Annotated in this window: 19 protein-coding genes and 3 pseudogenes; 20 read left to right on the forward strand and 2 right to left on the reverse strand. The window is 33.9% G+C overall.

Annotated features, from left to right (window positions below; all coding sequences use genetic code 11):
- Positions 1-567 (forward strand): NAD(P)H-dependent oxidoreductase (locus tag LS73_RS06210; RefSeq protein WP_138070001.1); only part of this gene is annotated, 567 nt, incomplete at its 5' end.
- 391 nt (positions 568-958) lie between these two features.
- On the opposite strand, the gene LS73_RS06215 is transcribed toward LS73_RS06210, so the two are convergent.
- Positions 959-1,609, reverse strand: a complete 651-nt coding sequence (locus LS73_RS06215) for a LysE family translocator (protein WP_034556796.1) — start codon at positions 1,607-1,609, stop codon at positions 959-961.
- A 581-nt stretch (positions 1,610-2,190) separates the two neighbouring features.
- Between LS73_RS06215 and LS73_RS06220 the strand changes: the two genes are divergently transcribed.
- The 7 genes and pseudogenes from LS73_RS06220 to LS73_RS06250 all read left to right on the forward strand — a co-directional run bounded on the left by LS73_RS06220 (position 2,191) and on the right by LS73_RS06250 (position 10,949).
- Entirely contained in the window at positions 2,191-2,679 is a 489-nt protein-coding gene (locus tag LS73_RS06220; protein ID WP_052089454.1) for a Rossmann-fold NAD(P)-binding domain-containing protein, read from the forward strand.
- 15 nt (positions 2,680-2,694) lie between these two features.
- A pseudogene (locus LS73_RS10450) lies at positions 2,695-2,841 on the forward strand (SDR family NAD(P)-dependent oxidoreductase); the annotation flags it as partial.
- 29 nt (positions 2,842-2,870) lie between these two features.
- Complete coding sequence (locus LS73_RS06230; protein WP_267891666.1) at positions 2,871-3,359, forward strand: SDR family NAD(P)-dependent oxidoreductase; 489 nt, start codon at positions 2,871-2,873, stop codon at positions 3,357-3,359.
- A 343-nt stretch (positions 3,360-3,702) separates the two neighbouring features.
- On the forward strand, positions 3,703-4,851 hold the full coding sequence (locus tag LS73_RS06235) for an aldo/keto reductase (protein WP_081955481.1): 1,149 nt from the start codon (positions 3,703-3,705) through the stop codon (positions 4,849-4,851).
- 225 nt (positions 4,852-5,076) lie between these two features.
- Positions 5,077-8,060 (forward strand): annotated as a pseudogene (locus LS73_RS10690) (restriction endonuclease).
- Positions 8,061-8,078: 18 nt separating this feature from the next.
- Positions 8,079-10,196 carry a site-specific DNA-methyltransferase gene (locus LS73_RS06245; RefSeq protein WP_233708839.1) on the forward strand — a complete coding sequence of 706 codons (2,118 nt, stop codon included), beginning with the start codon at positions 8,079-8,081 and terminating at the stop codon, positions 10,194-10,196.
- 153 nt (positions 10,197-10,349) lie between these two features.
- Positions 10,350-10,949 (forward strand): FAD-dependent oxidoreductase, encoded by a 600-nt coding sequence (locus LS73_RS06250; protein WP_034558419.1) that lies wholly within the window; start codon positions 10,350-10,352, stop codon positions 10,947-10,949.
- 105 nt (positions 10,950-11,054) lie between these two features.
- Here the strand turns inward: LS73_RS06250 and LS73_RS06255 are convergent, their stop codons facing one another.
- A complete protein-coding gene (locus LS73_RS06255) occupies positions 11,055-11,540 on the reverse strand; it encodes an Rrf2 family transcriptional regulator (protein WP_034558420.1) in 486 nt (161 codons plus the stop codon).
- A gap of 154 nt (positions 11,541-11,694) precedes the next feature.
- Between LS73_RS06255 and LS73_RS06260 the strand changes: the two genes are divergently transcribed.
- From LS73_RS06260 to LS73_RS06310, 12 genes and pseudogenes are all read left to right on the forward strand, one after another.
- Positions 11,695-12,153: a cytochrome P450 gene (locus LS73_RS06260; RefSeq protein WP_034558421.1), complete on the forward strand. Its 459-nt coding sequence runs from the start codon at positions 11,695-11,697 to the stop codon at positions 12,151-12,153.
- 180 nt (positions 12,154-12,333) lie between these two features.
- Positions 12,334-13,854, forward strand: a complete 1,521-nt coding sequence (locus LS73_RS06265; protein ID WP_034558422.1) for an MFS transporter — start codon at positions 12,334-12,336, stop codon at positions 13,852-13,854.
- A gap of 255 nt (positions 13,855-14,109) precedes the next feature.
- On the forward strand, positions 14,110-14,277 hold the full coding sequence (locus tag LS73_RS10225) for a hypothetical protein (RefSeq protein WP_233708840.1): 168 nt from the start codon (positions 14,110-14,112) through the stop codon (positions 14,275-14,277).
- Positions 14,278-14,675: 398 nt separating this feature from the next.
- Entirely contained in the window at positions 14,676-16,043 is a 1,368-nt protein-coding gene (locus LS73_RS06275) for an HsdM family class I SAM-dependent methyltransferase (protein WP_233708841.1), read from the forward strand.
- Between the two features lie 4 nt (positions 16,044-16,047).
- Positions 16,048-16,575, forward strand: a complete 528-nt coding sequence (locus tag LS73_RS06280; protein ID WP_161976613.1) for a restriction endonuclease subunit S — start codon at positions 16,048-16,050, stop codon at positions 16,573-16,575.
- A gap of 65 nt (positions 16,576-16,640) precedes the next feature.
- Positions 16,641-17,183 carry a restriction endonuclease subunit S gene (locus tag LS73_RS06285; RefSeq protein ID WP_052089663.1) on the forward strand — a complete coding sequence of 181 codons (543 nt, stop codon included), beginning with the start codon at positions 16,641-16,643 and terminating at the stop codon, positions 17,181-17,183.
- Positions 17,184-17,285: 102 nt separating this feature from the next.
- The gene (locus LS73_RS06290; RefSeq protein ID WP_233708842.1) at positions 17,286-17,699 is read left to right on the forward strand and encodes an LbetaH domain-containing protein; all 414 of its coding nucleotides are present in this window, start codon (positions 17,286-17,288) and stop codon (positions 17,697-17,699) included.
- Positions 17,700-17,730: 31 nt separating this feature from the next.
- Positions 17,731-17,904: pseudogene (locus tag LS73_RS10230) on the forward strand (DapH/DapD/GlmU-related protein); the annotation flags it as partial.
- A gap of 101 nt (positions 17,905-18,005) precedes the next feature.
- Positions 18,006-18,218: a hypothetical protein gene (locus LS73_RS06295; protein WP_138070002.1), complete on the forward strand. Its 213-nt coding sequence runs from the start codon at positions 18,006-18,008 to the stop codon at positions 18,216-18,218.
- A 27-nt stretch (positions 18,219-18,245) separates the two neighbouring features.
- The gene (locus tag LS73_RS06300) at positions 18,246-20,615 is read left to right on the forward strand and encodes an AAA family ATPase (protein ID WP_034558039.1); all 2,370 of its coding nucleotides are present in this window, start codon (positions 18,246-18,248) and stop codon (positions 20,613-20,615) included.
- Between the two features lie 1,053 nt (positions 20,616-21,668).
- On the forward strand, positions 21,669-22,607 hold the full coding sequence (locus LS73_RS06305; RefSeq protein ID WP_034558041.1) for a HamA C-terminal domain-containing protein: 939 nt from the start codon (positions 21,669-21,671) through the stop codon (positions 22,605-22,607).
- Complete coding sequence (locus LS73_RS06310) at positions 22,604-24,676, forward strand: DEAD/DEAH box helicase (protein ID WP_034558043.1); 2,073 nt, start codon at positions 22,604-22,606, stop codon at positions 24,674-24,676. The genes LS73_RS06305 and LS73_RS06310 overlap by 4 nt, the downstream gene beginning before the upstream one ends.
- Positions 24,677-24,691 lie beyond the last annotated feature (15 nt).

Here is a 24,691-nt window from a genome sequence, read left to right on the forward strand (position 1 = left end):
CTTTTAAATGGTGGTAAGGCTTTTGGAAGTTCGGGTGGGAGGCTTAGTGAAACCTTACATAATACCGCAAAGCAGACTTTGGAATTATTAGGCTTTGAAGTTTTGCAAACCCATATTGATAAGGGTTATAATACACAACAAGAAGTGCAAAAGTGGCTAAGAAGCAAGGCGATTATTTATCAAATGCCAGGATGGTGGATGGGAGAGCCTTGGATTGTGAAAAAATACATCGATGAAGTCTTCACTGCGGGGGTGGGGAAGTTTTTTACAAGCGATGGACGCCATAGGGATAATCCAGCAGTAGGCTATGGCACAGGCGGACTTTTGAAAGATAAGAAATATATGTTTTCACTTACTTGGAATGCACCTTTAGAGGCTTTCACAGAGGTTAATGGATTTTTTGAGGATGTGGGTGTAGATGGCGTGTATTTGCATTTACACAAAGCACATCAATTTATAGGAATGCAAAGCTTGCCAACTTTTATTTGCAATGATGTAATGAAAAACCCTCAAGTAGAGCGATATATCAAAGATTATAAGGCGCATTTAAATAAAGTATTTGCATAATATGTGTTGCTAAAGTGGGAATAAGTAATATAAGCTAGGAAGCGTAAAGTGTAAGGGTTAGAGGAGTGGCATTGTTTGCAATGCTGGTGTTTACACAAAACGTGCAGAAAAGGTTTTAATTTATCTTAGGTAAAATGGATAAGAAATTTAAGAGATTTGCAAAATAGAGAATAGTAATCATTAAAAGCATAAAAAGAGGTTTTGCTGACTTAAAAGGCTTGGCAAGGGTTGTAAAAGGGAATTTTGTTGTATTTATGATATTTTGTTTTAGAGATTCAAGTTTTATTTATAGGAAACTTTTGGTTACTTTTAGAATAATGTTTAGAGGGTTTAGGTTGTTAGGGGATATTAAAGATTTTTAAGAAATTTTATGTTGTTATAAAGATTTGTATTATAGGGATTGCCATAAATAATAACCACCAAATACCCCAACAAACATCAAAATAATATCACTAACAATTCCAATTAGATTCTTATAACTCAAGAAAATAACCTTTTGCATAAGGGCGGCATAGCTCATAAGGACACAAAAATCAAGGATAATCCATATTGCTACTAATAAGCTTAAGCTTAGGGTAATAGAATAGCTTATGCGAATAAATTGTGGAAAAAACGCTATAAAAAATATAATGTCTTTGGGATTACTAATAGCAATACTAAAACCCTCCAAAAAGCTGGAAATAAAGGTTTTTTTAACATTCCTTTCATCAAGCTTTAGTTGCGTATCTAAATCTTGGAAAGATTTATCTTGATAGCTTTTAAAGATTTTATAAAGAGAGCTAGAGCCTAAATAAAAGATAAACATGCAGCCTAAAATACTAAGTAGGGATAATACAAAAGGAGAAACTTTAAATACGCCCAAAATCACCGCAATGGCTAGGATTATTAAAAGCAAGGAAGCAAAATTCGACCCTATGCTCGTAAACAGTGCTACTTTAAACCCATAAATTGAGGCATTACGTAAAACAAGTGCGACCACAGGACCGGGGGTTACAATCAACATAAAAACCGCTAAGGTATAAGTAAATAAAACTTCAAGCATTGCAATTCCTTAGTAATAATCCCCTAAATTCCTATCTTTAAACACTCTATGATAAGGACAATTTATATAAGAACGACTCCACAGATTTTTTTGAGATATTTTAGTATTTTTAATTTTAAGATTCTAAACTCCATATGCCCCCCACCCCACTTTAGTAGTTTAAATAAGTTTTAGACAATAATCAATAAAAATTTAATTAATCTTTAAGTTTTTAAAATTATCTTTGAGTAGGGATAGCTATTTCTATGCAAGCTTATATTAATGCGGCTTTAAAAGCCTAAGAAGTTCGCAAATGGTTGCAGCACATACACCCTATTCCACGCTTAACAAACACTAAATGCAAAGAAAATTGAAAATTATAAAACCTCTACAACTGACTTAGAATCTACATAAATAGGCATATTGCTAACTTTTATCTGTAATGATGTTGTCAAAACACACAAGTAAAGCGTATACCATAGATTATAAAACACATTTAAGAAACTTGTTTGAATGCGAACTAAAGGCTATTTGATTTAAAGATAATCAATAACTAATGTGTTAATACATTTCTCTAAATACCATCTTGACAAACACTAAGTGTGAGGGTTTATAATTTCAAATATATTGTTATTATAAGGAGGAGTAATGCAAGACAGATATACAGAATCTTTAAATCGCGAAGGGAGTTTTTAAAAACTTCTGCAAGGCTTAGCGCAATAGCGAGTGTAGCAAGTTTTAGTAGTTTTGCCTTAAACGCGTGCAACAAAGATTCTAAAAATTCTGCAAAATTAGATTCTGCAAATACCACACAGAATCTACAAGGTACGAAAAATACACAAATACAAAATCAGGGAGAAAATATGAACACAAATCCACAAGTTTGGTATATCACAGGGGCAAGCGGCGGACTAGGCTTAGAACTTGCAAAGCATGTGTTAGCAAAAGGCGACAAAGTCACTGCGACTTCAAGAAAACTAAGCAACATAGAATCTAAGCTCGGCAAAGAAAGCGAAAATTTCCTACCTTTAGAGCTTATCTTTAGCGGTGATATGAATGCAAAAATCGCTGCAAATTTAGAAGCATTGTAAAGAAAATTTGGCCGGCTCGATAATGTAGTAAATAATGCAGGATATGGGCTTTTAGGATTTGTAGAGGAGGTGAGTGAGAAGCAGCTAAGAGAGCAGTTTGAAGTCAATGTCTTCGCGCCCTTTTTAGTCGCGCAAAATGCGCTTAAAATAATGCGTCCATAAAGCTTAAAGAGGGTGGCAATGACAAAAATATTAGAGCGAGAATCTTTAATCTAAGCTCCATTGCGGGCTTTAGGGTGAGTAATAATTCCACGCCTTATTGTATGAGTAAATTTGCCATCTCTGCGCTAAGTGAGGGACTAAACCTCGATGTGGGTGAATATGGAATCCACACGATTAATATAATGCCAGCGGGATTCCGCACGGAGTTTCTAGGCACGAGCATGATTCAAAGCGATATTTACATAAACAAATATGATGAGAGACGCAAGGCATTTTTGGAAAAAAGCGCGAATTATAGTGGCAAACAAGCGGGGAATCCGCAAAAATTTGCGCAGATTCTCTATGAAGTCTCACGAATGCAAGAGCCACCTTTTTATCTCTTTATGGGAGAGGCAGCCTTTAAAAGTGCGGAGAATAAAATCGCTGCTGTGCAAAAAGACATCAAAGTAACACAAAGCTACGCAGGAGCAGCAGCGGACTTTGCAGATTCTGCGGGAAGTGTGTTTGATAAAAGGTAAAATTAAGATTCTACACAATCCACAAATATTACGCACTTATATAGCAATGCGCTATACCAAAAGATGCACATAAAAGAAACATTATGAGATGCTTAAAAAGCACCAGCCCAAAAGGATAAAAGCGGATTAAACATTGGAATTTGCGTCTGACTATCCTCCATCATTTGCGTATGTTTAGTGTAAAACACAAAAGCTTCACTTTGTTACAGATAATGAAATTATATATCTTTAATATGCAGGAAGTTCTAATTTGTAAAAATGAATAAGTATAACTTTAATCCCCTTGACAAACACCAAGTGTTAGGATTTATAATTTCATTTATCTTTATATCAAGGAGCAAGAATGCAACAAGATTCAATAAAGAAACATTCAAGACGTGAGTTTCTAAAAACAAGTGCAGCCTTAGCGACAATGGCGTTTTTTGGCGCACAGGCTTTTGCAAAAGAAAGCGATAGCACAAAAGGAGCAAAAATGACAAAAACAGCGATTCCACAGCGCAAAATTGGGCACTTTAGCGTCTCGGCAATCGGTTTAGGCTGTATGGGAATGAGCGCAAATCACGGACCCGCAAGAGATAAAAAGCAGATGATTAAGCTACTGCATAAGGCAGTGGATTTGGGCTATACATTTTTTGATACCGCCGAAGTGTATGGACCGCACACAAATGAGGAGCTTTTGGGCGAGGCTTTGAAAGGCTACAAAGATGGAATCATAATTAATACTAAGTTTGGATTCTACTATCCCTTTGGCAAACAGCAGTTAGATTCATCTCGTAAGTCTATTATGCGTGCGGTTGATGGGAGCTTGAAGCGATTGCAAAGGGATTGCATTGACCTCTACACGCAGCACAGAGTGGATATTGACACGCCCATTGAGGAAGTAGCGCAGACGATGAAAGATTTAGTCAAAATGGGTAAAATCAAAGCGTGGGCGTTAGGTGAAGCGGGGGTTAAGACGATACAAAGGGCGCACAAAGTCTTTGCTCCTGTGGCAATGCAAAGTCAATATTCTATGGCATTTCGCGACTTAGAGCAAAATGGTATAATGAATCTATGCGAGAAGCTTGGAATCGCAATTGTCGCTTACTCTCCGCTTGATAGGGGATTCTTAGGCGGAGACTTCACAAAAGATACGAAATTCCACCCTACCCTTGACTTCCGCGCGTCTATGCCGCGCTATACCAAAAAAGCCCTAGAGGCAAACCAAAGCGTGATAGAGTTTATCAAAAAAGTAGCGGAAAATAAAAGCATTAATGGCAAAAAGGCTACTATCGCGCAAGTTTCTTTAGCGTGGATTCTCTCAAATAAAAGCTTTGTGATTCCAATTCCTGAAACGACTAAAATTCATAGACTTGAAGAGAATCTTAACGCTTCGCTTTTAACTTTTAGTCCAAGTGAGTTAGCAGATATTAACAAAGAGCTAAGCAAGCTTGTGATTGTGGGCGATAGATACGCACCCGGAAGCGATGCGGCAAAGAGCGTGGGGTTATAGCCTTGCGAAATATTCTTGTGGCATTGAGCCTTGTTTTGGGCTTAATGCCACAAAAGCCTTTTTTCTATTTGTAAGTGCGCATTTGTCTAACTAAACATTTCATTTTTTAACACCCTTATTTAAAGCTTAATCAAAAAATGCTATACTTTGCGCTCTTAAAAGATTAAAGCAAAACAAAAGCAGTTGTCTTTCAAGGGACTTTGCGATGAGAAATAAGAGCAGACAATGATTTTTGAAAAGCAAAATTACCAACAAGTTTGCATTAATAATATCCTCACGCTTTTGCAAGATTTTGATTTTAAAAGCCAAGAGAATCTACCAGAGTGCCTAAAAAGATTCCACACCACGCACCCCCAGCCCATAAAAACCCTAAGCCAAAGCAAAAATGTTGATATTCTAATGGAAACGGGCACGGGCAAAACATTTACTTATCTTAATCTTATTTTTGCACTTCACAAAACTTATAGGCAAAATAAATTTATTATTTTTGTGCCACGAAAGGCGATTTTAGAATCTGTAAAGCAAAATATTGAGCTTACCAAATCCTACTTTTTTAGTGAATTTGGTGCATATCTCAAAACTTATTACTACACAGATTCTAAAAGCCAAAGTGCAATTATTAATCACTACATTAAAAACACCGATGAACTATCTGTGCTTGTGCTGACAAATAGTGCGGTTGATAAGAAAGATAATCTTTTAAACAAGCAAAGTGAGGGCTTGTTTAATGAAAAAAGCATTTTTGAAAACATTATCGCCCTAAAGCCAATTTGTATTATTGATGAGCCACATTTATTAAAGGGTGAAAGGTTTAGTGCGGCTTTTAGACAAATCAACACACTTTACTTCCGCTTTGGAGCGACTTTTCCTAAAGAACCAAAAGAATCCACTCTAAGCAATGTCGCCTTTGTGCTAGATTCTATAAGTGCATTCCAAAATTATCTTGTTAAACAAATCGCAGTAGGAAGTATCAGCGGCGTAGAAAATGAAATCTTTTTAAAAGATATAAGGAATAAAGAAGCGACTTTTGTGCGTAGAAAAAGTGGCGAATTACCACAATACAAGCGCGTGAAAATCGGCGAGAGTTTAGAATGGCAAAATTTTGCTACCTTAGTGCGACTTGAAAAGGGCAAAGCGTATTTTGACAATGGCGCGACAATACAAAGCCAAGAAAACTACAAATTAAGCAATGATGAAATTTCATTAATGCTTGAAAAAGCAATAGAAGCGCATTTCCAAAAGGAGCAATTTTTATTTTCACAAAATATCAAGGCGTTAAGCCTCTTTTTTATCCCAAGCATTGCAGATTTTAGGGCGATAGATTCTATAAATTCCACTTCTGCACACGCCCTTGAGGCTTCGGGGGGGGGGGGGGTAATCCACCCTTTATCAAGCTAGAATTTGAGCGACTTTATAGACAGAAGCGCACCAAGATTCTAAAAGAGCTTGAAAATCAAATTTCAAAAACTACCGATGAAAATGCGCGAGAATCTTTAGAAAAATACCAAAAATATTTAGAATCCGATTTTGATGAAAATGGCATTTTGCGCGTGCATCAAGGCTATTTTAGTGGCGATGCGAAAATTAGTGGCAACAATAGTGAAAACCAAGAAGCCGCAGACATTGCACTAATCCTAAGCGATAAGCAAAAATTACTTTCTTTTAACTCACCTTTGCGCTTTATCTTTAGCGTGTGGGCGTTACAAGAGGGCTGGGATAATCCAAATATTTTTACCTTAACCAAACTTGCAAGCTCCAAAGACACTTCCACGCACCAGCAAATCGGCAGAGGTTTGCGCCTTTGTGTAAATGAAGCGGGTAAGCGCATTACGCATAACTTTATGCAAGGCGATGATACAAGCTTTTATCAAATAAATTGCCTAGATGTGATTGTGAGCGGTAAAGAGCCGCTATTTATTGAAAATTTACAAAAAGAAATTAATGAATCTAGCTTTAGCTTTAATGAAAACACTTTGAGCCTAGAGCAATTAGAATCTTTGCTTGATAAAGACAAGGCAAATGATATTATCTATCTTTTGAAAAGAGATAAGATTATCGCCTATAATGAGATAAACGAAAATTACAATATTTTAGTCCCGCTTTATGAAGCAATCAAAGAGAGTGCAGAGATAAAAGAGCTTTTAGGCGATAAATTTAACGACTTCCTAGCCCATTTCGTGCCAAATGCAAACAAAAATAAGCAAGTGGTAGATAATAATAAGCCAAAAGAGCTTATTAAAATTAAGCCACATTTAGCAAAAGATTTTAAAGAGCTATGGGAGGCAATCAACAAAAAAGCAAAAATCGTGTATAAAAACATACAAGAAAATGCGCTTATAGATTCTATCGCAAAGGAGTTTAACGCCCTAGAGATTCCTAAAAATCACATTATCTACACGCGCAAAACCTTTGATGCACAAAATAACATCATCATCACAGAGGATTCCACAACGTTAGATACGATGAGCTACCAAAAGGCAGTGCAAGAAAACATTAAATCTTTGCTTTTAGATTTTGCAAAGGGCGATAAGAAAGAGGAGAAATTTAAACTCCCATTGCATTTTGTATTAAGGCTTTATGAAAGCTTAGATAAAAACAATTTTTATAATAATCCTAGCCTTGCCTTTAATGAGCTAAATGCGATAATTAAAAGGCAAATCCACAGCGAGTTGGTGCAAAAAATTGATTATCAATTTGCACGCAATGAGTTTTCCCCTTCCTATAAAAATCTCATAGATTCTAAAGGCAATGTGAAGCAAAGCATAGAGCGACATATTTTGGGGCAAGTGCTAGAGCGAGATACAAGTCCAGCGCGAAATTATCTATACGAGCAAATTGTGCGGGATTCAAATATTGAAAAAGACATTAGCCAAGAAAATAACGAGAGTTTAGAGGGCGCACAAATCAAAGTCTTTGCCAAATTGCCAAAGCTAAGCATTCCCACGCCTTATAAAGAATACCAGCCCGATTTTGCCTACTTTTTGGAGGACTCTCAAGGGAAAAGAATCTTTTTTATCTGCGAAAGCAAGGGCTATAACGATAAAAGTGAGATTCCACCAGATGAGGCTAAAAAGATTGAATATGCAAAGGTATTTTTTGCTTCTTTAAGCAAGGCATTGAAAAGTGAGAATATCCGCATAGAGTTTAAAACGCGCATAAACAAGCAGGAATTGAATGAAATTTTGCGCGAAATTTTACAAAAGGATTAAAATGCAAGGAGCGTTAAAATGATAGACAAAAACGACATAAAACAAGCAAATTTACAAGAGCAAAAAGATGAGAAAACCGCGCTTTTAGAGCTTTTAAAAAAGCATTTTCCCCAAGTGGTAAGCGAAAATACGCTCAAAGTGGAATCCTTAAAGCAAATTTTAGACCAAAGCACAAAAACAAAGCAAAAAGGCTATGAGCTAAACTTCACAGGCAAGGCAATGGCAAATGCCATTTATTCCACGCCTTGTGATAAAGAGCTAAAGTTAGAAAGAGAGCAAAGCAGTGATATAAACACACAAAATGTGATTATACGAGGCGATAATTTAGACGCGTTGAAATTGCTAAAAAGTGCGTATTATGAGAAAATAAAAGTCATTTACATTGACCCACCTTATAACACAAAAAACGATAATTTCCTTTACCCCGATGATTTTAGGAGAGATTTTAAAGAGATTTTACAAGAAACAGGGCTTTTAAACATAGATGAAAATGGCAATGAAGTTGAGAGTGAGGAGCTAAAGTTTTTTAGAAACATTACAGGCAGCCGTAGCCATAGTGGGTGGCTTAGCTTTATGCTTCCGCGCCTTAAACTTGCACGAGATTTACTTAGAGAGGACGGCGTGATATTTATTAGCATAGATGATAACGAACAAGCAAATCTTAAATTGCTTTGCGATGAAATTTTTGGGGAGGAGAATTTTGTAAGTTGTATTATTTGGCAAAAGAAAAAAGGAGGTAGTCAAGATTCTCAATATCTAGCAAAAGAACACGAATATATTTTATGTTACGCAAAACAAGAATGGCAAATTAATGATGAGAGAGAAAAAAGCAATAAAAAAGATTTTAATAAAATCATCAATAATAGAAAAGCAAAAATCTTGAAACTAGAAAAGTGGGGTATTGGTGCTTTAAGAACTGATGCCCCGAGCCTTTATTATGCGATAAAAGACCCAAATGGCAATGATTTTTATCCACTTGCTCCAAATGGCGAAGAAGGACGATGGCGAAAAAAGCCAGAAAATTTAGATGAAAATCATATTTTTTGGCAAGAAAATTCTAAAGGCAGACTGACGCCTTATGAAGTGATTTATTTTGATGAAGTTAAAGACAACAAAAAGACTATAAAAACTCGCACAATTTTCACAGAATTTGGCACAACGACAGACGCTACAAAGGAAATTTTATCAATTTTTAATGCCAAAAAGGTTTTTGATACGCCTAAACCAGTGAGTTTAATCAAACGCATTTTGCAAATCTCCACAAAAGCCCTAGCTTGTCATTCTGAGGGAAGCGAAGCGACCGAAGAATCTCGCAATGCAAAATCTCGCAAAGATTCCACAAAAAGAGATATTTCGCTTGTTTCACAAGCTCAATATGACAAAGAAAGCGCACAAGAGACAACGCCTGATATTGTGCTAGATTTTTTCGCTGGAAGTGGCACGACTGCCCACGCAGTAATGGAGTTAAATAAAGAGGACGGAGGGAATCGCAAATTTATCCTAGTGCAGCTTGATGAGGAAATTATAGAATCTAAAAGTAAAACCGCCTATGATTTTTGCAAAAATGAGCTAAAAAGCAAGAATCCTGTGATAAGTGATATTACCATTGAGCGTGTCCGCCGCGCCGCGCAAAAGCTACATTCCACTTGTCATTCTGAGGGCGACAAGCCCGAAGAATCTCACAATGCAAAATCTCGCAAAGATTCCACAAAAAGAGATATTTCGCTTGTTTCACAAGCTCAATATGACAAAGAAAGCGCACAAGAGACAACGCCTACACGAGAGATGTCATTTGATTTTAAAGTTTTTAGCTTAGTCAATAAACCCGAAATCTTAGATGAAAAAGGCAAACTAAAGCTTATAACTCACGCCAATTTAAGCCCATTAGAATTAGCGATAAATTTAAGTTTGCACGATAGCAAAAGGCTAGATGAAAAGCTAGAATCCATAGTAGAAAACGCGCTTTATAAGATTGATGAGAGCTTTTATCTCGTGGCTTTAGATAAACAAGCCCTAGAAATCTTGCAAAAAAGTAAAAATGAGCTTTGCTTCATTAGCGGCTATGCAGATTTTAGCTTGGAGGATTATTTGAATCTAGAAAGCTTTTTAAAAGAGCGATTAAAGGTGATTTACTAAGGATAGAACAAATCTATCAAAAGATTTAGGGATTCTTGTAAGATACTTTTAAAAGCGTTTAGACATTTGGGGACTTTTATCCCAAGCCCTTGACAAACCCAATTATCAAGTTTTATAATTCCGCAATTTTGTTGTGGATTTAAAGGAGAGAGTATGAAAAAATCAATTACAATCATCGGCGGTAGCATTGCTGGGCTAAGTGCGGCTTTGTTTTTTGCAGCAGCGAAAAATAATGAACTTGACTTTGACATCGTAGTTTTTGATGATAAAAAGGCAGATTTGAACGCAGCGGCAATTTATAATGTGCCATTTTTCCCTAAAGGCGCGAAAGCAGAGGAGATTTACACACATATTAAAGCCCAAATCGCTCCTATGCTTGCTGTGCGCTATATTGATTCAAGCGTTGTGGAAATTAGTGGGCAAAAAGGCAATTTTATCACAAAAGATAATGCAGGGAATGAGGTAAAATCAGATTATATTATCGTAGCCACAGGTGCTTCAAAGTGCGATATTAAGGGTTTAGAGGGATTTGTCAAGCCACATACTCTTATGCCAAAACCAAACAAAATCCGCCTTGAGACAAAAGAGCGACAAATGGTGAAAGAGGGGATTTATGCAGCGGGGCTTGTGAGCGGCGTTACAACTATGGTCGCTTGTGCTATGGGTAGTGCCAATGAGGCGGCGTGCGCGATTTTAAGCGACATCAAAGGCACTCTTAGCGTGTATCACGACACGCCAACAAGCAGGGCATAATCTTTTGCATTCTTATTGATTGCATTCCATACTCCAAAGGAGCGAATGCGAGATTTATATAAAATGCGTAAAAGTGGGCTTCCTTAAAAACCTCTAAAAACCCTATCACAAAGGCAAATTTTGCAATTTTTCCAATAAGTCGCTCAATTTTACCTTTGCAAGATAGGATTCTAAAGCAATTTGTGCTTCCTCAAAAGAAGAATCTAAGATAAGATGGATATTTTTACCCAGAGGGCAAAGCCCACTAGCATTAGCGTGAAACTTAAAAAGCTTATTTTTACCATCAATCCCTTTGCCACTCATAGATTGCACGGCATTAAAAATATCTAAAAGGCTTATGTCTTGCGGATTTTTGCTTAGCACACTCCCCCCACTGCCTCTTGCTACACTCACAAGCCCTGCGGTTTTAAGTTGAGAGAGGATATTGCGGATAATCACGCTATTAACACCCACAGAATCCGCCAAAGCCTCGCTTGTCATTTTTTTGCAATGTGCTTTGTTAGCATTGATATTCATCACAGAATCCTCATTGAAAAACTCCAAACATAAACAGATATGGATAGCGATACTAAAGCGTGAGGGGATTTGCATTTTACTCCTTTGGTTAGTTTGCACCATTATAGCATAAGCTTGTAATGCTTTACATTACAACTAAACTGCGTTACAATCCCAAACTTTATATTGTAATATATTTTATTACAATTAGCCAAAAATGATTCTATGGGCTTTGGGATAAAAGAGTTTATTGACTAGATATGAGACTATAAATTTTCTTAATAACTGGAGGGCAAATTTTAGCCAAAATATTTGCAAAGAGTTAGTTCATAAATTTTTTAATAGTGAGGTTTTTTTGACAGATTCTCACAAAATATCTCATCATTCATTTTTAGTTAGTGCATTTTTACCACAAACCCCTATTTATTACAATGATATTCCAAATAATCTCGCACATAATAAATTACTCTTTTTTCCTTCATTGTGGGATTTATTGCTTAGGGATAAAAGCATTCTTAATAGCACAATTGATGAGCTTTTAAGGCTAACGAATTTAGGTACAACTTCTACCTTTCCTAGAATCACAACAGCAGATATAGATCTTTCCTCTTTTATTCTTCCAAAAGATAGTGTCGTCTATGCAGATGTCTTTTTAGCCAATAGAGACCCTTTAATTTTTGACAATCCATTTATAGATAAATCCTTTTAGAAAACATAAGCAACATTTTCAATTTGGGCGAGGTGTTCATAGCTGTATGGGGCAGAATTTTGTAAAGCTTGAAGCCCAAATCGTAAGGGAATAAACTTGATAAAACAAGTTTTGTGGGATAATGGGATTATCTTACACAGACCCCAAAATATCCCTATTACTAGATTTTAAGGAGTTATAATGAATTGCATTCTTTTGTTGATTTTACTTGCTGTATTTGTCGTGCCTAGCTCAATTTCTGGCACAGCCATAGCCTTGCCCTATATTGCACAATCTCTTGGAAGTGAATCTTTGCTTTTACAATGGGTTGTCAATAGCTTCAATCTCTGCTTTGCGTGCTTCACGCTCATCTGGGGCACACTAAGCGATAAATTAGGTGCGAAAAACTGCCTTATTACAGGAGTAGGAATCTATCTGCTAGGCTCAATACTCTCATTCCTTGCTCCTAGCTTATTTTGGCTAGATATTGGCAGGGCTTGTGCTGGGATTGGCGGAGCGAGTATTTTTGCCTGTGGCAGCGCGATTTTAATCCGCGACTTTGAAGATGAAAAACGCATTAAAACCTTTGCGTTTTTTGGCACAACTGCAGGGCTTGGCATTACTTTAGGACCCACAATTAGCGGATTCCTCATTGATATTTTTGCATGGAGGGCGATATTTGCCTTTCATTTTCTCACGCTTTTGTGTGTTTTACTCCTCTCTCCTGTGTTGCCACAAGATTCACAAAAGCAACGCACAAGCTTTGATACACTTGGTGCAATTCTTTTTATTGCCTTTATGTCAAGCTTTATGTTTTTCATCACGCAAATCCACGCTTTTAAAGAACCTCAAACGCTTGGAATCTTAGCCTTTTGTGTGTTAAGTGGGATAGCTTTTTTAATAAGGGAGAGAAATTTACACTATAAAAACATTGCACCAAATCCCACATCAAATCTAAGTATTCCTCAACCCCTCTTAGACTTTGAAGTGCTTAAAAATACGCAATTTTTGGGCTTTAGTCTTGTAACAGTTATTGCTGGATTTAGCTTTGTCGTGCTACTGACTTATTTTCCTACTTTTCTCTCCATAAGCTTTGGGCTTTCTGCTTCTATTTCTGGGCTTTTTATGCTCTCCCTCACTACGCCTATGCTCTTTTGCCCCATTCTTGCAGGGAGAACGCTAAATAAAGGGGTTAATTCTAAATCTCTAGCTATTGCAATGTCTTTAATGATGAGTTTAGGAATCTTTGTGCTTTTACTTATCTTGCATACTCTAAGTGGTGCTATGCTACAAATCATAACACTTTTAATGCTTTTTATCATCGGCTGTGGTATGGGGCTACACGCTGGGGCGATTGATGGATTAGCTCTTGGGAGTATAGAATCTACTAAAAGTGGCTTAGGTGCGGGAGTGCTTAATTCCTTGCGTTTAGGAAGTGAAGCAGTGGGAGTAAGCCTCTATGGTGCGCTTATGGTGGTGTTTATCACTGCAAGCCTTTCTCATTCTGTGGATTCTGTGGATAATGGAGATTCTTTATACCCTCTTGTGGAGAGTATCGCAAGTGGAAATCTTGGTTTGATTGAAAATTCGCAGATTTTAGCAAATGCCTCCTCTATCTATCTGCAATCTTTTTCTTATACATTAGGAATCTTAGGAGCTTTGAGTTTTGCTTTAACTCTAGGCGTTTGGAGATTACTTAAGAGGAGACAAGAAGCGGTGTAGGCGATTTAGCAACGCTCCGCGTAAAATGGCAAAGTGCGCTCTCAATGCGATTTTTAAAGAGGGCAGACACTTTAACACAAGCAAGGCAAGTATGAAAAAATGGATTGAGGAATTAGGAGCGTAGCCTCTGCATTTATAAGTCCTAACGCATAGCTTTGATGTGCGGTAAGGTAGATTTGTTTTAAGCTTTCTTGCATAAGTTGTTAAGTGGAAGTTTGGTATAATCTTGCATTTTATGTAGAGCAAAGGAATGCAATGGCAAGAAATGAAGTGGAAACAGATTCTTGGGTAAGAGATTTGTTAAAAGAGGCACAAATACCCTTTAAAGAACAAAAAGGTGGCACTGAGGAGCTAGATAATGCTTTTAAACTGCTTCTAAAGCCCTTAATGGCAATGCAGGGTATCCAGATTTTTGCTCAGTAGTAAAAGATTTTGTATTTGTCTTTGAAAACAAAGCGGATATAAACAAACATTGTAAATTAGATTCTAAAGATTGCATTGATTTAGAAAATAAGGACTCGGTTCAGGGTTATGCTGTTAATGGTGCAATTCATTATGGTAAGCATTTAGCAAAGCACACAAATTTTAAGAAAATCATCGCCATAGCTGTAAGTGGGAATGAAAAGCGGCATAAAATTACACCTTATTTCATTAATGAAAAAGGTTTTGTAACAAAAGATTTAAAAGAGTTAGAAGATTTTATCGTTTTTAATGAAGACAATATCGAGGAATATTACACAAAAGAGATTTTAAAAGAGCAGACCGATAGGGAAAAAACCACACAAGAAATCATTAAAGACGCTGCGACTTTACACGAAGATTTGCGAAATTATGGCTCACTCACAGACCAATCTAAACCTTTAATTGTTTCAGGCATACTTCTAGCTTTAGAAGAGATAAAGCACAAAAATTTTGATATAGAGCGATTAAATGGTGATAGAAACAAAACTGATGGGCAAAAAATATATGAAGCTATTGGCGATAACTTAAAACGCGCAAATGTCCGCCCAGAAGTAAAAAAAGACAAGCTTTTATCGCAGTTTTCACTTATTAAAGACACACTAAAGATTAATGAAACAAATAGCAAGTTAGGCAAAACACCCTTAAAGCATTACACAGAGTTTCTCCATAAGCATATTTATCAAAATATCAAATATACACAAACAAGCGAAGATATTTTAGGCAGATTTTATAGTGAATTTATGAGTTATTCAGGTGGTGATGGGCAAACTCTAGGTATTGTGCTAACCCCTAAGCATATTTGCGAACTCTTTTGTGATTTGGCAGATTTAAAGCCCGATGATATTGTATTTGACCCTTGCTGTGGCACGGCTGGATTTTTAATCGCTGCTATGCACAATATGCTTTCGAAGGTTACAGATAGCACACAAAGACAACAGATTAAAGAAAATCAACTCTTTGGCATAGAAGACCAAAGCTATATGTTTTCTATCGCTACAACAAATATGATTTTACGCGGAGATGGCAAGAGTAATTTAGACAATAAAGATTTTCTAAAACAAAATCCCGCTGAATTGCAAAAAGAAATATCCGCAACGATTGGAATGATGAATCCACCTTATTCACAAGGAAGTAAGGCAAATCCAAATTTGTATGAAATCGCATTTTGTGAGCAGCTTTTAGATTCTCTAGTGAAAAAGGCAAAAGGTATTGTCATAATTCCCCAAAGTGCGGTTACAGGAAAGAGTAAAGAGGAAAAAGCCATTAAGGCAAATATCTTAAAGAAACATACTTTAGAAGGTGTTATAACATTAAATAAAAATACCTTTTATAATGTAGGGACAAACCCTTGCATAGCAATTTTTACTGCTGGGATTCCACATTCTAAAGATAAAATTTGCAAATTTATAAATTTTGAAAATGATGGTTTTGAAGTGCAAAAGCATAAGGGCTTAGTGGAGACAATCCACGCAAAAGATAAAAAGGCACATTTGCTTAAAGTCTGGCGAGATGAAATGGAAGCAGAATCTAAATTTTGTGTTAAAACAACCATAGAGGCAGAAGATGAGTGGTTACATAGTTTTTATTATTTTAATGATGAGATTCCAAAATACGAAGACTTTGATAAGACAATGGCGGATTATCTTACCTTTGAATTTAATATGATAACGCACGGCAGGGGATACTTGTTTGGGCTAAATGATGAGAAGTTGCAAGATGGGGAGTAAAACAATGAATGAGAGTTTAGAATCTATAAAATGGGGGGAGTTTAAACTCTCTTTATTTTTGAAAAACTATCACGGAAAAAGACTTGTTGAAAGAGATAGAAAACAAGGTAAAACTCCTTTACTTACAGCAGGAGAGGCAAATAATGGTGTCGCTTCATTTATTGGCAACGAGTCTATGCAAAAATATAAGGATTTTATTTCTATTGATATGTTTGGTAATGCTTTTTATCATCCCTATAAAGCCACAGGAGATGATAATATTTATTTTTTTGTTAATGAGAAATTATCATTTTATGTGAAACTCTTTTTTGTTTCTTGTATCAATAAACAAAAAAGTAAATTTTCGTATGGAAAACAATTTAGACAGCAAAATGCAGATTCTTTAAAAATTATACTCCCTTTAGATTCCAACAATCAACCAAATTATGCTTTTATGGAATCTTTCATGCGTGAGCTAGAGAAAAAACATTTAGAAAAAATCATAGCTTATTATCAAAACAAACTTGCAGAGTCTATCGGGGGGGGGGGGTAATATCCTTTGATTATAAAGAATATAAGGGCTTTAGTGCTAATCCTAAATCCCTGTTAAATGAGGATTTGAGTCATAAAAACAATAGGTTAAGTTTAAAATCTGTGCAGTGGCGAGAATTTGTTGTGGGGGAGAATTTTACAATAACGAATTCAAAACCTTATCATAAAAATAATTTGAAATTAGGAAAGGGAAAAATTCCCTATATCACAAGAACTTCTTTTAGTAATGGTTTAGAGGATATTGTAGAAAATGAAAATTTCTCTCTAAATCCAAAAGACACGATTAGTTTAGGTGCAGAAAATGCAGATTTTTTCTATCAAGGTATAGAATACATTACAGGCAATAAAATGTATTATCTTGGTAATGAAAGAATTAACAGATATATAGGGTTATTTATCACACAAACCTTGCGAAAGAGTATTGAAAATTGTGGTTTTGGATACGGGAAAGGCTTAACGGGAACGAGATTGCACAATAGAAAAGTCTTACTACCCATAGATTCTAATGGCAATCCACATTGGGAATTTATGGAATCTTTTATGCGTGAGTTAGAATCTAAACATCTTAAAGCTATCCTTGCCTACTATCAACAAAAGCAAGTAAGATAAATTTTGTATCCCCCATATTCTTTCAAGCTCCCCTTGACAAACACTTAGTGGTATGCTTTATAATTATGCAATCTCATTGTAGATTCTAAAAAAGGAGAGAATATGAAACCAACCTTTAGCCCAAGAAGCACACCCGCACCACGCACCAATCGCGATATTTTCACGCGCGATTTGGCAGGGGAGCTTATAGATATGAATGACCCCGAGTTTGAGAAAATTAAAGCAGTGATTTTAGAGACAACTACGCTTACAAGTGAGCTAAATAGCGCACACCATAGCCCAGAGAGAGCGCGGGAGATTTTCTCTCAAATCATCGGGCAGGAGGTAGATTCTAGCACTTGGATTATTCCGCCTTTTTATGTGGATTATGGCAAAAATATCAAGGTGGGCAAAAATTTCTTTATGAATCAATGCTGCACCTTTATGGATAGGGGTGGAATCACAATCGGCGATGATGTCTTTATCGCGCCAAAGTGCAATCTCACAACGATTAACCACGACTTTGACCCCCTATAATCGCCAAGCGACTTTTTGTAAGCCCATAACAATCGGCAATCGCGTGTGGGTAGGCATAGGCGTAACGATTTGCCCGGGTGTGAGTATCGGGGATAATAGCATAATCGCCGCTGGAAGTGTCGTAACCAAAGATGTCCCGCCTAATGTCATTGTCGGGGGCAACCCCGCAAAAGTGCTAAAAACACTAGAGGGCTATGAGGAATAAGCGAAAATAACAAGTTAAATAGTTTATCTTTGAAATAGCCCTACTGCAACATATAAGGTATCATAGCTTTATATCTATTAATGTTATCGCTTAGTGAAGAAGTGCAAAGGGAAAAAGTATTTAGAGAAAACATAAAAAATTATACTAAAGATTATGATTTTAAAGAAATAATCACAAAACAGCACTTAGAAACTAATATCAAAAACGCTAAAGAAATTAATAGCCAAAATAAAAAACAAAGACAAACCCCTTATACAGAAGTGGTGGATTTGGTAGAGAGATTGCAGGAGTTGGTAGGGGATAAGAATAGTTAAGCTTATCTTGGTGGATAGGAGGAGAAAATGATTAAGAAATTTTTAAAGATAAACTATGGTTCTTATCAAGATTTTTCTTGGGATAATTCGGTGAAGGAATTTCAAAAAATAAATATTTTTTATGGGCGTAATTATTCGGGTAAAACGACTTTATCAAGGATTCTAAGAAGTTTTGAGGTTAAAAATTTACATGATGATTATAAGGACTCCACCTTTGAAATTGAAATTAATAAGAGTGAAAACCCTTTTTTAACTAAGGGTAATATCAAAGATAATGATCTAATAATTAGGGTATATAACAAAGATTTTGTAAAAGATAATCTAGGATTCTTAATTGATGATAAAGTAGGAGATATTAAAGCTTTTGCTTCTGTTGTTATAGGTGAGGAAAACAATAAAATTCAAGCCAACATACAAAAATTACAAGACAAACTTGGAAGTGAGCAAGATGATAAAGAACATAATATTTTTGTTAGTGGTTTATGTAAGGAGTTGGAGGATTTAAATAAGGAAAAAGATGATATCAAAGATAAAATTAAAGAAAAAAGTCAAGATAAAAAACTTAAGAATAAGGCAAAGCAAATAAAGGCAGATTCGAACTTTGTAGCACAAGGGATTAATTATGATATTAGAAGTATTAAAGATGATATAGAAAAAATAGCAAATTCAAATTTCATTCTTGAATCTTGCAAAAAACAAGCTAAAGAAGCCTTAATTGGCGATGAGATAAAGAAACCTTTAGATTTTGAAATATCTTTTAATATCAATTTTTCAGAGTTTATTAACAAAGGTAGAAAATTAATAGAAACCAAAATTACACCAAAACAAAATATAGAAAATCAACTTAGAAGTTGGCTTGATGAGGGTTTGAAGTTACACGAACATGAAAAAGATACGCAACAATGCAAATTTTGTAATAATACTCTTACTCAAGAGAGAATCCAATGGCTTTTAGAAAATATTAGAGATGATAAGACAGATTCCATAAAATCTGAAATAAACACATATTTTAAAGAAATAAAAGACATGGAAGAAGATTTTAAAAAAGTCTTAGAAAAAGTGCAAAAAATTCAATCCCAAAATTTTTATAAAAATTTACAAGAGGATTTTAATAAGTATAAAGATGGGTTAGAATTAGTAATAGGGCGTTGTAATCATAGCCTTTGCCAACTAAAACAAAATTTAGAGGATAAGGCAAGAGATATTTATAATCCAAACATTAATTTTTGCGAGGCAACAGATTATTCCCAAGAGATTCAACAAATTTTAGATTCTATCAAGCATTTGTGTAACCAAAACAACGAACGAACAAAAACTTTAGAACATGACAAACAAAAGGCTAGAGAAGCACTAAGATTAGATGAAATAGAAAAATTTATACAAAGTATAGACTATTTTAAAATGCAAGAGGAAATTAATGAGCTAAAAAACGCTTTAGAACATAAAAACGAAGAGATAGAAGTTAAAAAACAAGAGATAGCAACAATAAGAAATAAAATTCAAGAACTACAAAATTCTTTGAACGATGAAAGGGCTGGGGCAAACAAAGCAAATGAATATCTTAAATCTTTTTTTGGAAATAATCAGCTTGAATTCAAAATTATTCCAGATAAAAAGGGCGAATTTAAAATTTATAGAAACAAGCAGGAGGCTAAAAACTTAAGTGAGGGGGAATGTAGTCTTTTGGCTTTTTGCTATTTTGTGGCTAAATTACAAGATAAAGATACCCAAGATAAACAACCTATCATTTGGATAGATGACCCTATTAGCAGTTTGGATAGTAACCATATCTTTTTTATTTTTTCTTTGATTGAAAATCAAATCGCAAAACCAAAAAATTATACCCAGCTTTTTATCTCTACGCACAATTTGGACTTTTTAAAGTATTTAAAACAATTAAGGGGTTTTTCAAATAGAGAAATAAATAAAGCACCAATGTTTTTAATAGAGAAGCAACAATCAAGCGTAATCAAAGAATTACCACTTCATATAAAAAAATATGTTACAGAATTCAACTATCTTTTTGAAAAAATTTTAGAATGTGCCGAATTTAAGGCAGTTAGTGATATTACATTGGATACCTATTACAATGTTGCTAATAATATTAGAAAGTTTTTAGATTATTATTTATTTTTTAAATATCCAAGCAATGAAAATTTGATGAAAAAGTATGAATATTTTTTTAAGGATTCCCAAAAAGCTAGTTTTACAAATAGAATCATTAATGAATTTTCCCATTTAGAAGAAACCACCATTAGAGCTACAATACCCATAGATTTGCCAGAGATACAAAAGGTTGCTAAAATGGTTATTGAATGTTTAAAAAATGATAAAGAACAATTTAAAGCATTTTTAGAAAGTATAGGTAAAGGTGAGGATATAAATAATGACAAATAAATTCTTAAATCTCTAGTAAGCTTGGGAAGTTAAACGCTTGGGAAACATTACAATTTTTTAAATGTATGAATAAAATAGCATTCAATAAAATGAAAGATTTAAAAATGGTAGATACCCAATCATTGATTAAACAAAAGACTTATAGCAGATATTCTAATGATAAAATCTGCTACTATATTGAAAAATCTGTTATTGGTTTTGGAAGGCATATAAGATGTTTTTAAGTTTGTAGATTGATTTATGCTAGAGCTAATGGCGTTAAAATTCTAAGCCCTATGAATAAATTTAATGAAAAATTATTTTATATTTTACTTGCTGTTACCATTTGCAGATGAGGGATATTCAAGGGATTTGCTAGGATTTGGGCAGAATCTATAGAGTATTTTAAGGATTCTTTAGCAGATTGTGGGAATTTAAGCTTGTAGAGGAATAGCTTGGTGGGGTAAATAAATATCAAAAATTAAGGATAATATAATGAAAATGAATAGGTTGGCAAATTTACATAAAAGTATGAAAGCACAAGGATTACTATACGATTTTTGATTATACTCATAATAAGATTGAGCTTTCTATCCTATTCGATATAGGAACAAATCTTTTTAAACTATTGCTTACAAAAAAATATTCATCTCTAACTTTATTGTTAGAGATTCATCAAGGTTTTATTTTAAATACATCTTTATATTCCTATTAGATATGCTGTCCTTAATAAGAATATAAAGTTTAAAAATCTTTGTATTGAACTAGCTAATAGACAAGATACAACCAATACTTAGCAAGTCCTTGTCAAAGTCTCTCCAAAGAGTTTTTAAGTTCTAGTAGAAACATTTTAATTCAAAAGAGGAACTTTCCATGAATATACAAAGATCAACCAATCAATAAAATAGTATTATTTGGTCAAGGATGGGCAATATAGAAGATATTTTAAGATAATTTATGGTAACTAAAAATAAGTTAGAGGGTAAAATCTTAAGATTTTACAAAGATTTGAGTGGGTTTATAAAATAAAACTATTTTTAAGGATCTTTGACTTCTTTTAGGGTAAGGAGAAAAATGAACGATTATACTTTTACAAAATATAAAGACAAGGATAAGGTAGATTTTGAGGTTTTGATTGATGAGTGGCTTATAAATACTTCAGCAAATCACGCTATGCTATCTCTTGTTAATGATTTTGAGAGTAATCAATGGAGGAGCAAGAAATTTAGGAATTTTATTATAAATAATCTAAAAGAAGTTGCCTTAAATAAAAAAGAGAGAGATGCGTTGAGTGGAAATGAAGGCGATATATTAGAAAGAGCTATTTCTAAAATGCACATTGATAACTTAGGAGGTGAAATTGGAGAAGTTTTTTTATATGGTATTATGAAAAACTATTACAATGCTTTACCAGTTGTTCCAAAAATATTCTACAAACAAAACCCTAATGATAACGCAAAAGGTGCAGATAGTGTTCATATAACCTTAGAAGAAAATGCTTATCATATATGGCTTGGAGAATCAAAGATCTATAGCGATATAACTCGCGCCATTAGTGAGGTAGTGGAGTCTGTATATGAACTTTTGGCAACCGATAAATTAAAAAAGGAGAAGTCTTTAATAACAAATTTAAATGATATTGATGGTTATTTAAGTGATTCTAATAATTTACATAAAACTTCAATAACAGAGTTAAAAAATATACTCAATGACAGAACTTCACTAGATGAGATGAAAAAAATCTTGCATATACCTATTTCTATTATTTATGAGTGTGATATTACAAAACAACATTTACAAAATTATCCAGTTTGTCTTGATAATAATTATAAAAATTTAATTATTGAACTCCATAGGAATCAATGCAGTAAATTATCGCAAAAGATTATTAGCAAACTTAATGATATACCTTTGATTGAATATATTAAATTTCATATTATGGTTTTTCCAATTCCCAATAAAAAAGAATTAGTAGCGCAAATCAATAAAATTTTTGAGGCACATAGACAATGATGACTAACGAACAAATTTTTGATGAATGCAAAAGAATCTACACACTTGAGGACAAAGAAAAAGCCAATGAGCTTTTTAGATTGCTTGATAAAATTGGTGATAAACAAGCTTATCCCCATGTATTAAACCACTTAATTAGAGAGGTTGGAATATATCCTTATATCAATCAAGATACAGCCATATTTTCAGATAGGCTCGTGTGCGAATGTTTTAAAGCAGATGTAGGAGAGAATGAACCAAAGATACTACATAGAGAGCAATCAAGGATTTTAAAACGATTATTGGAGGGAGAAAATCTAATTCTTTCAGCTCCTACAAGTTTTGGAAAAAGCTTTATTATTGATGCACTCATCGCCATTAAAAAACCAAGCAATATTTTAATTATCGTTCCAACTATTTCGCTTATGGACGAAGCAAGAAGAAGATTAACGCTAAAATTTGGCGGTGAGTATCATATTATTACAACTAGCGGTTCTCAACTAAAAGATAAAAATATATTTATTTTCCCGCAGGAAAGGGCTTTAGAATATTTTGAGAATCTTAGAGAAAAAAGCTTAGATTTATTTATAGTAGATGAGTTTTATAAAATGTCTAATAAAGACAGAAGAACGCATATACTTCACAATATTGTTAATAAGTTTAAAAATATTGCCAAACAAAAATATTATATATGCCCTAATGCAGACGACATAGAAGATAAGTCTAAAAATAAAATTTTTCTAGCAGGTTTAAAGAAAGAAATTTTGACAATCACAACAGTGGCTCTCAATAAATTTGACTTAAGCAAAGAGACAGGGAGCAAGGAATTAAAAATTCAAAATCTTTTAAAAAATGAAATTGGCAAAAGTTTGATTTATGTTAGCACAAAACCTAATTCTAAAAAATTATGTAAAATTTTATTAAAATTTATTAAAGCAGGCAATGAGGAACTTAATTCGTTTTCTCAATGGCTGCAAAAATACTATGCCAGAGAATGGGATTTTGCAACAAATATAAAAAATGGTATAGGGCAACATAATTCCGCAATTCATAGATATATACAACAATTACAAGTTAAATTATTTTCTGAAAACCCTAGTATGAATATTATGGTAAGCACTACTTCTTTAATTGAAGGGGTAAATACTGCAGCAAGAAATATTATTATATGGAATAATCAAGTTGCTAATGATTCTTTGAATAGCTTTACTTATAAAAATATAATTGGTAGAGGCGGAAGAATGTTTAAGTATTTTGTAGGAAATATTTATTTGTTGGATAATGAAAATAAAATAGAAGAAAAAGAAGTTGAAAAAATTGATATTAATCCTGATGAAGAGTTTTTATATAGAAATGATTTAGAAAATCCTGATTTAGAAAGTAAAAAATTAATTGAACAGAAGCTATTCAGTCTCATAAAAGATAAACAAAAATTTCAAAAATTAATAAGCTATATAAAAAATTACAAAATAATAATGAATATTGAAAATGTCCTGCAAATCATAGAAAGTGTCAATGAAATTATGAAGAGCATTAAACATCTTAACAATGATAATCCAGATTCTTGGGGATTGTTAGAGGTAAAATCTGTTGGAAATATTTTTTCTAACAATGATAAGAAGCTAGATAGAGCATATAAAAATATTAAAGTATTTGCAAAATATAATTGGAATGGCACTTCTACATTATTGAATAATAGCACTATTAACATAGATGATTATTTTAATATTGAAAAAATCATTGTTTTTGATATCGCTAGTTTTTTTAATGATATTAATGAAATACAGCAAATTCTCTATCCTGATAAGCACATTAATATTTCTCCCTTTGTAAGCAAACTTTCTAACGCATTTCTTCCCTCTGTTGTCTATACCTTAGAAGAATTCGGTTTGCCAAGAATGTTATCAAAGAAACTGCACAAATATAACTTTATTAACTTTGAAAATAATGATTTAAAAATTGATGAAGCTTTAGAAAAATTTAAAGAATCTAATGTTGAAGAAATAATAAACTTATTTAAAAAATATAAAGATTTCGATGGTTTTGATGAGTATATATTAAAATATTTTTATAATGGATTAGGAAAATGATGAATAATATTCCGC

This window comes from Helicobacter muridarum (assembly GCF_000765805.2).
GTDB lineage: Bacteria > Campylobacterota > Campylobacteria > Campylobacterales > Helicobacteraceae > Helicobacter_A > Helicobacter_A muridarum.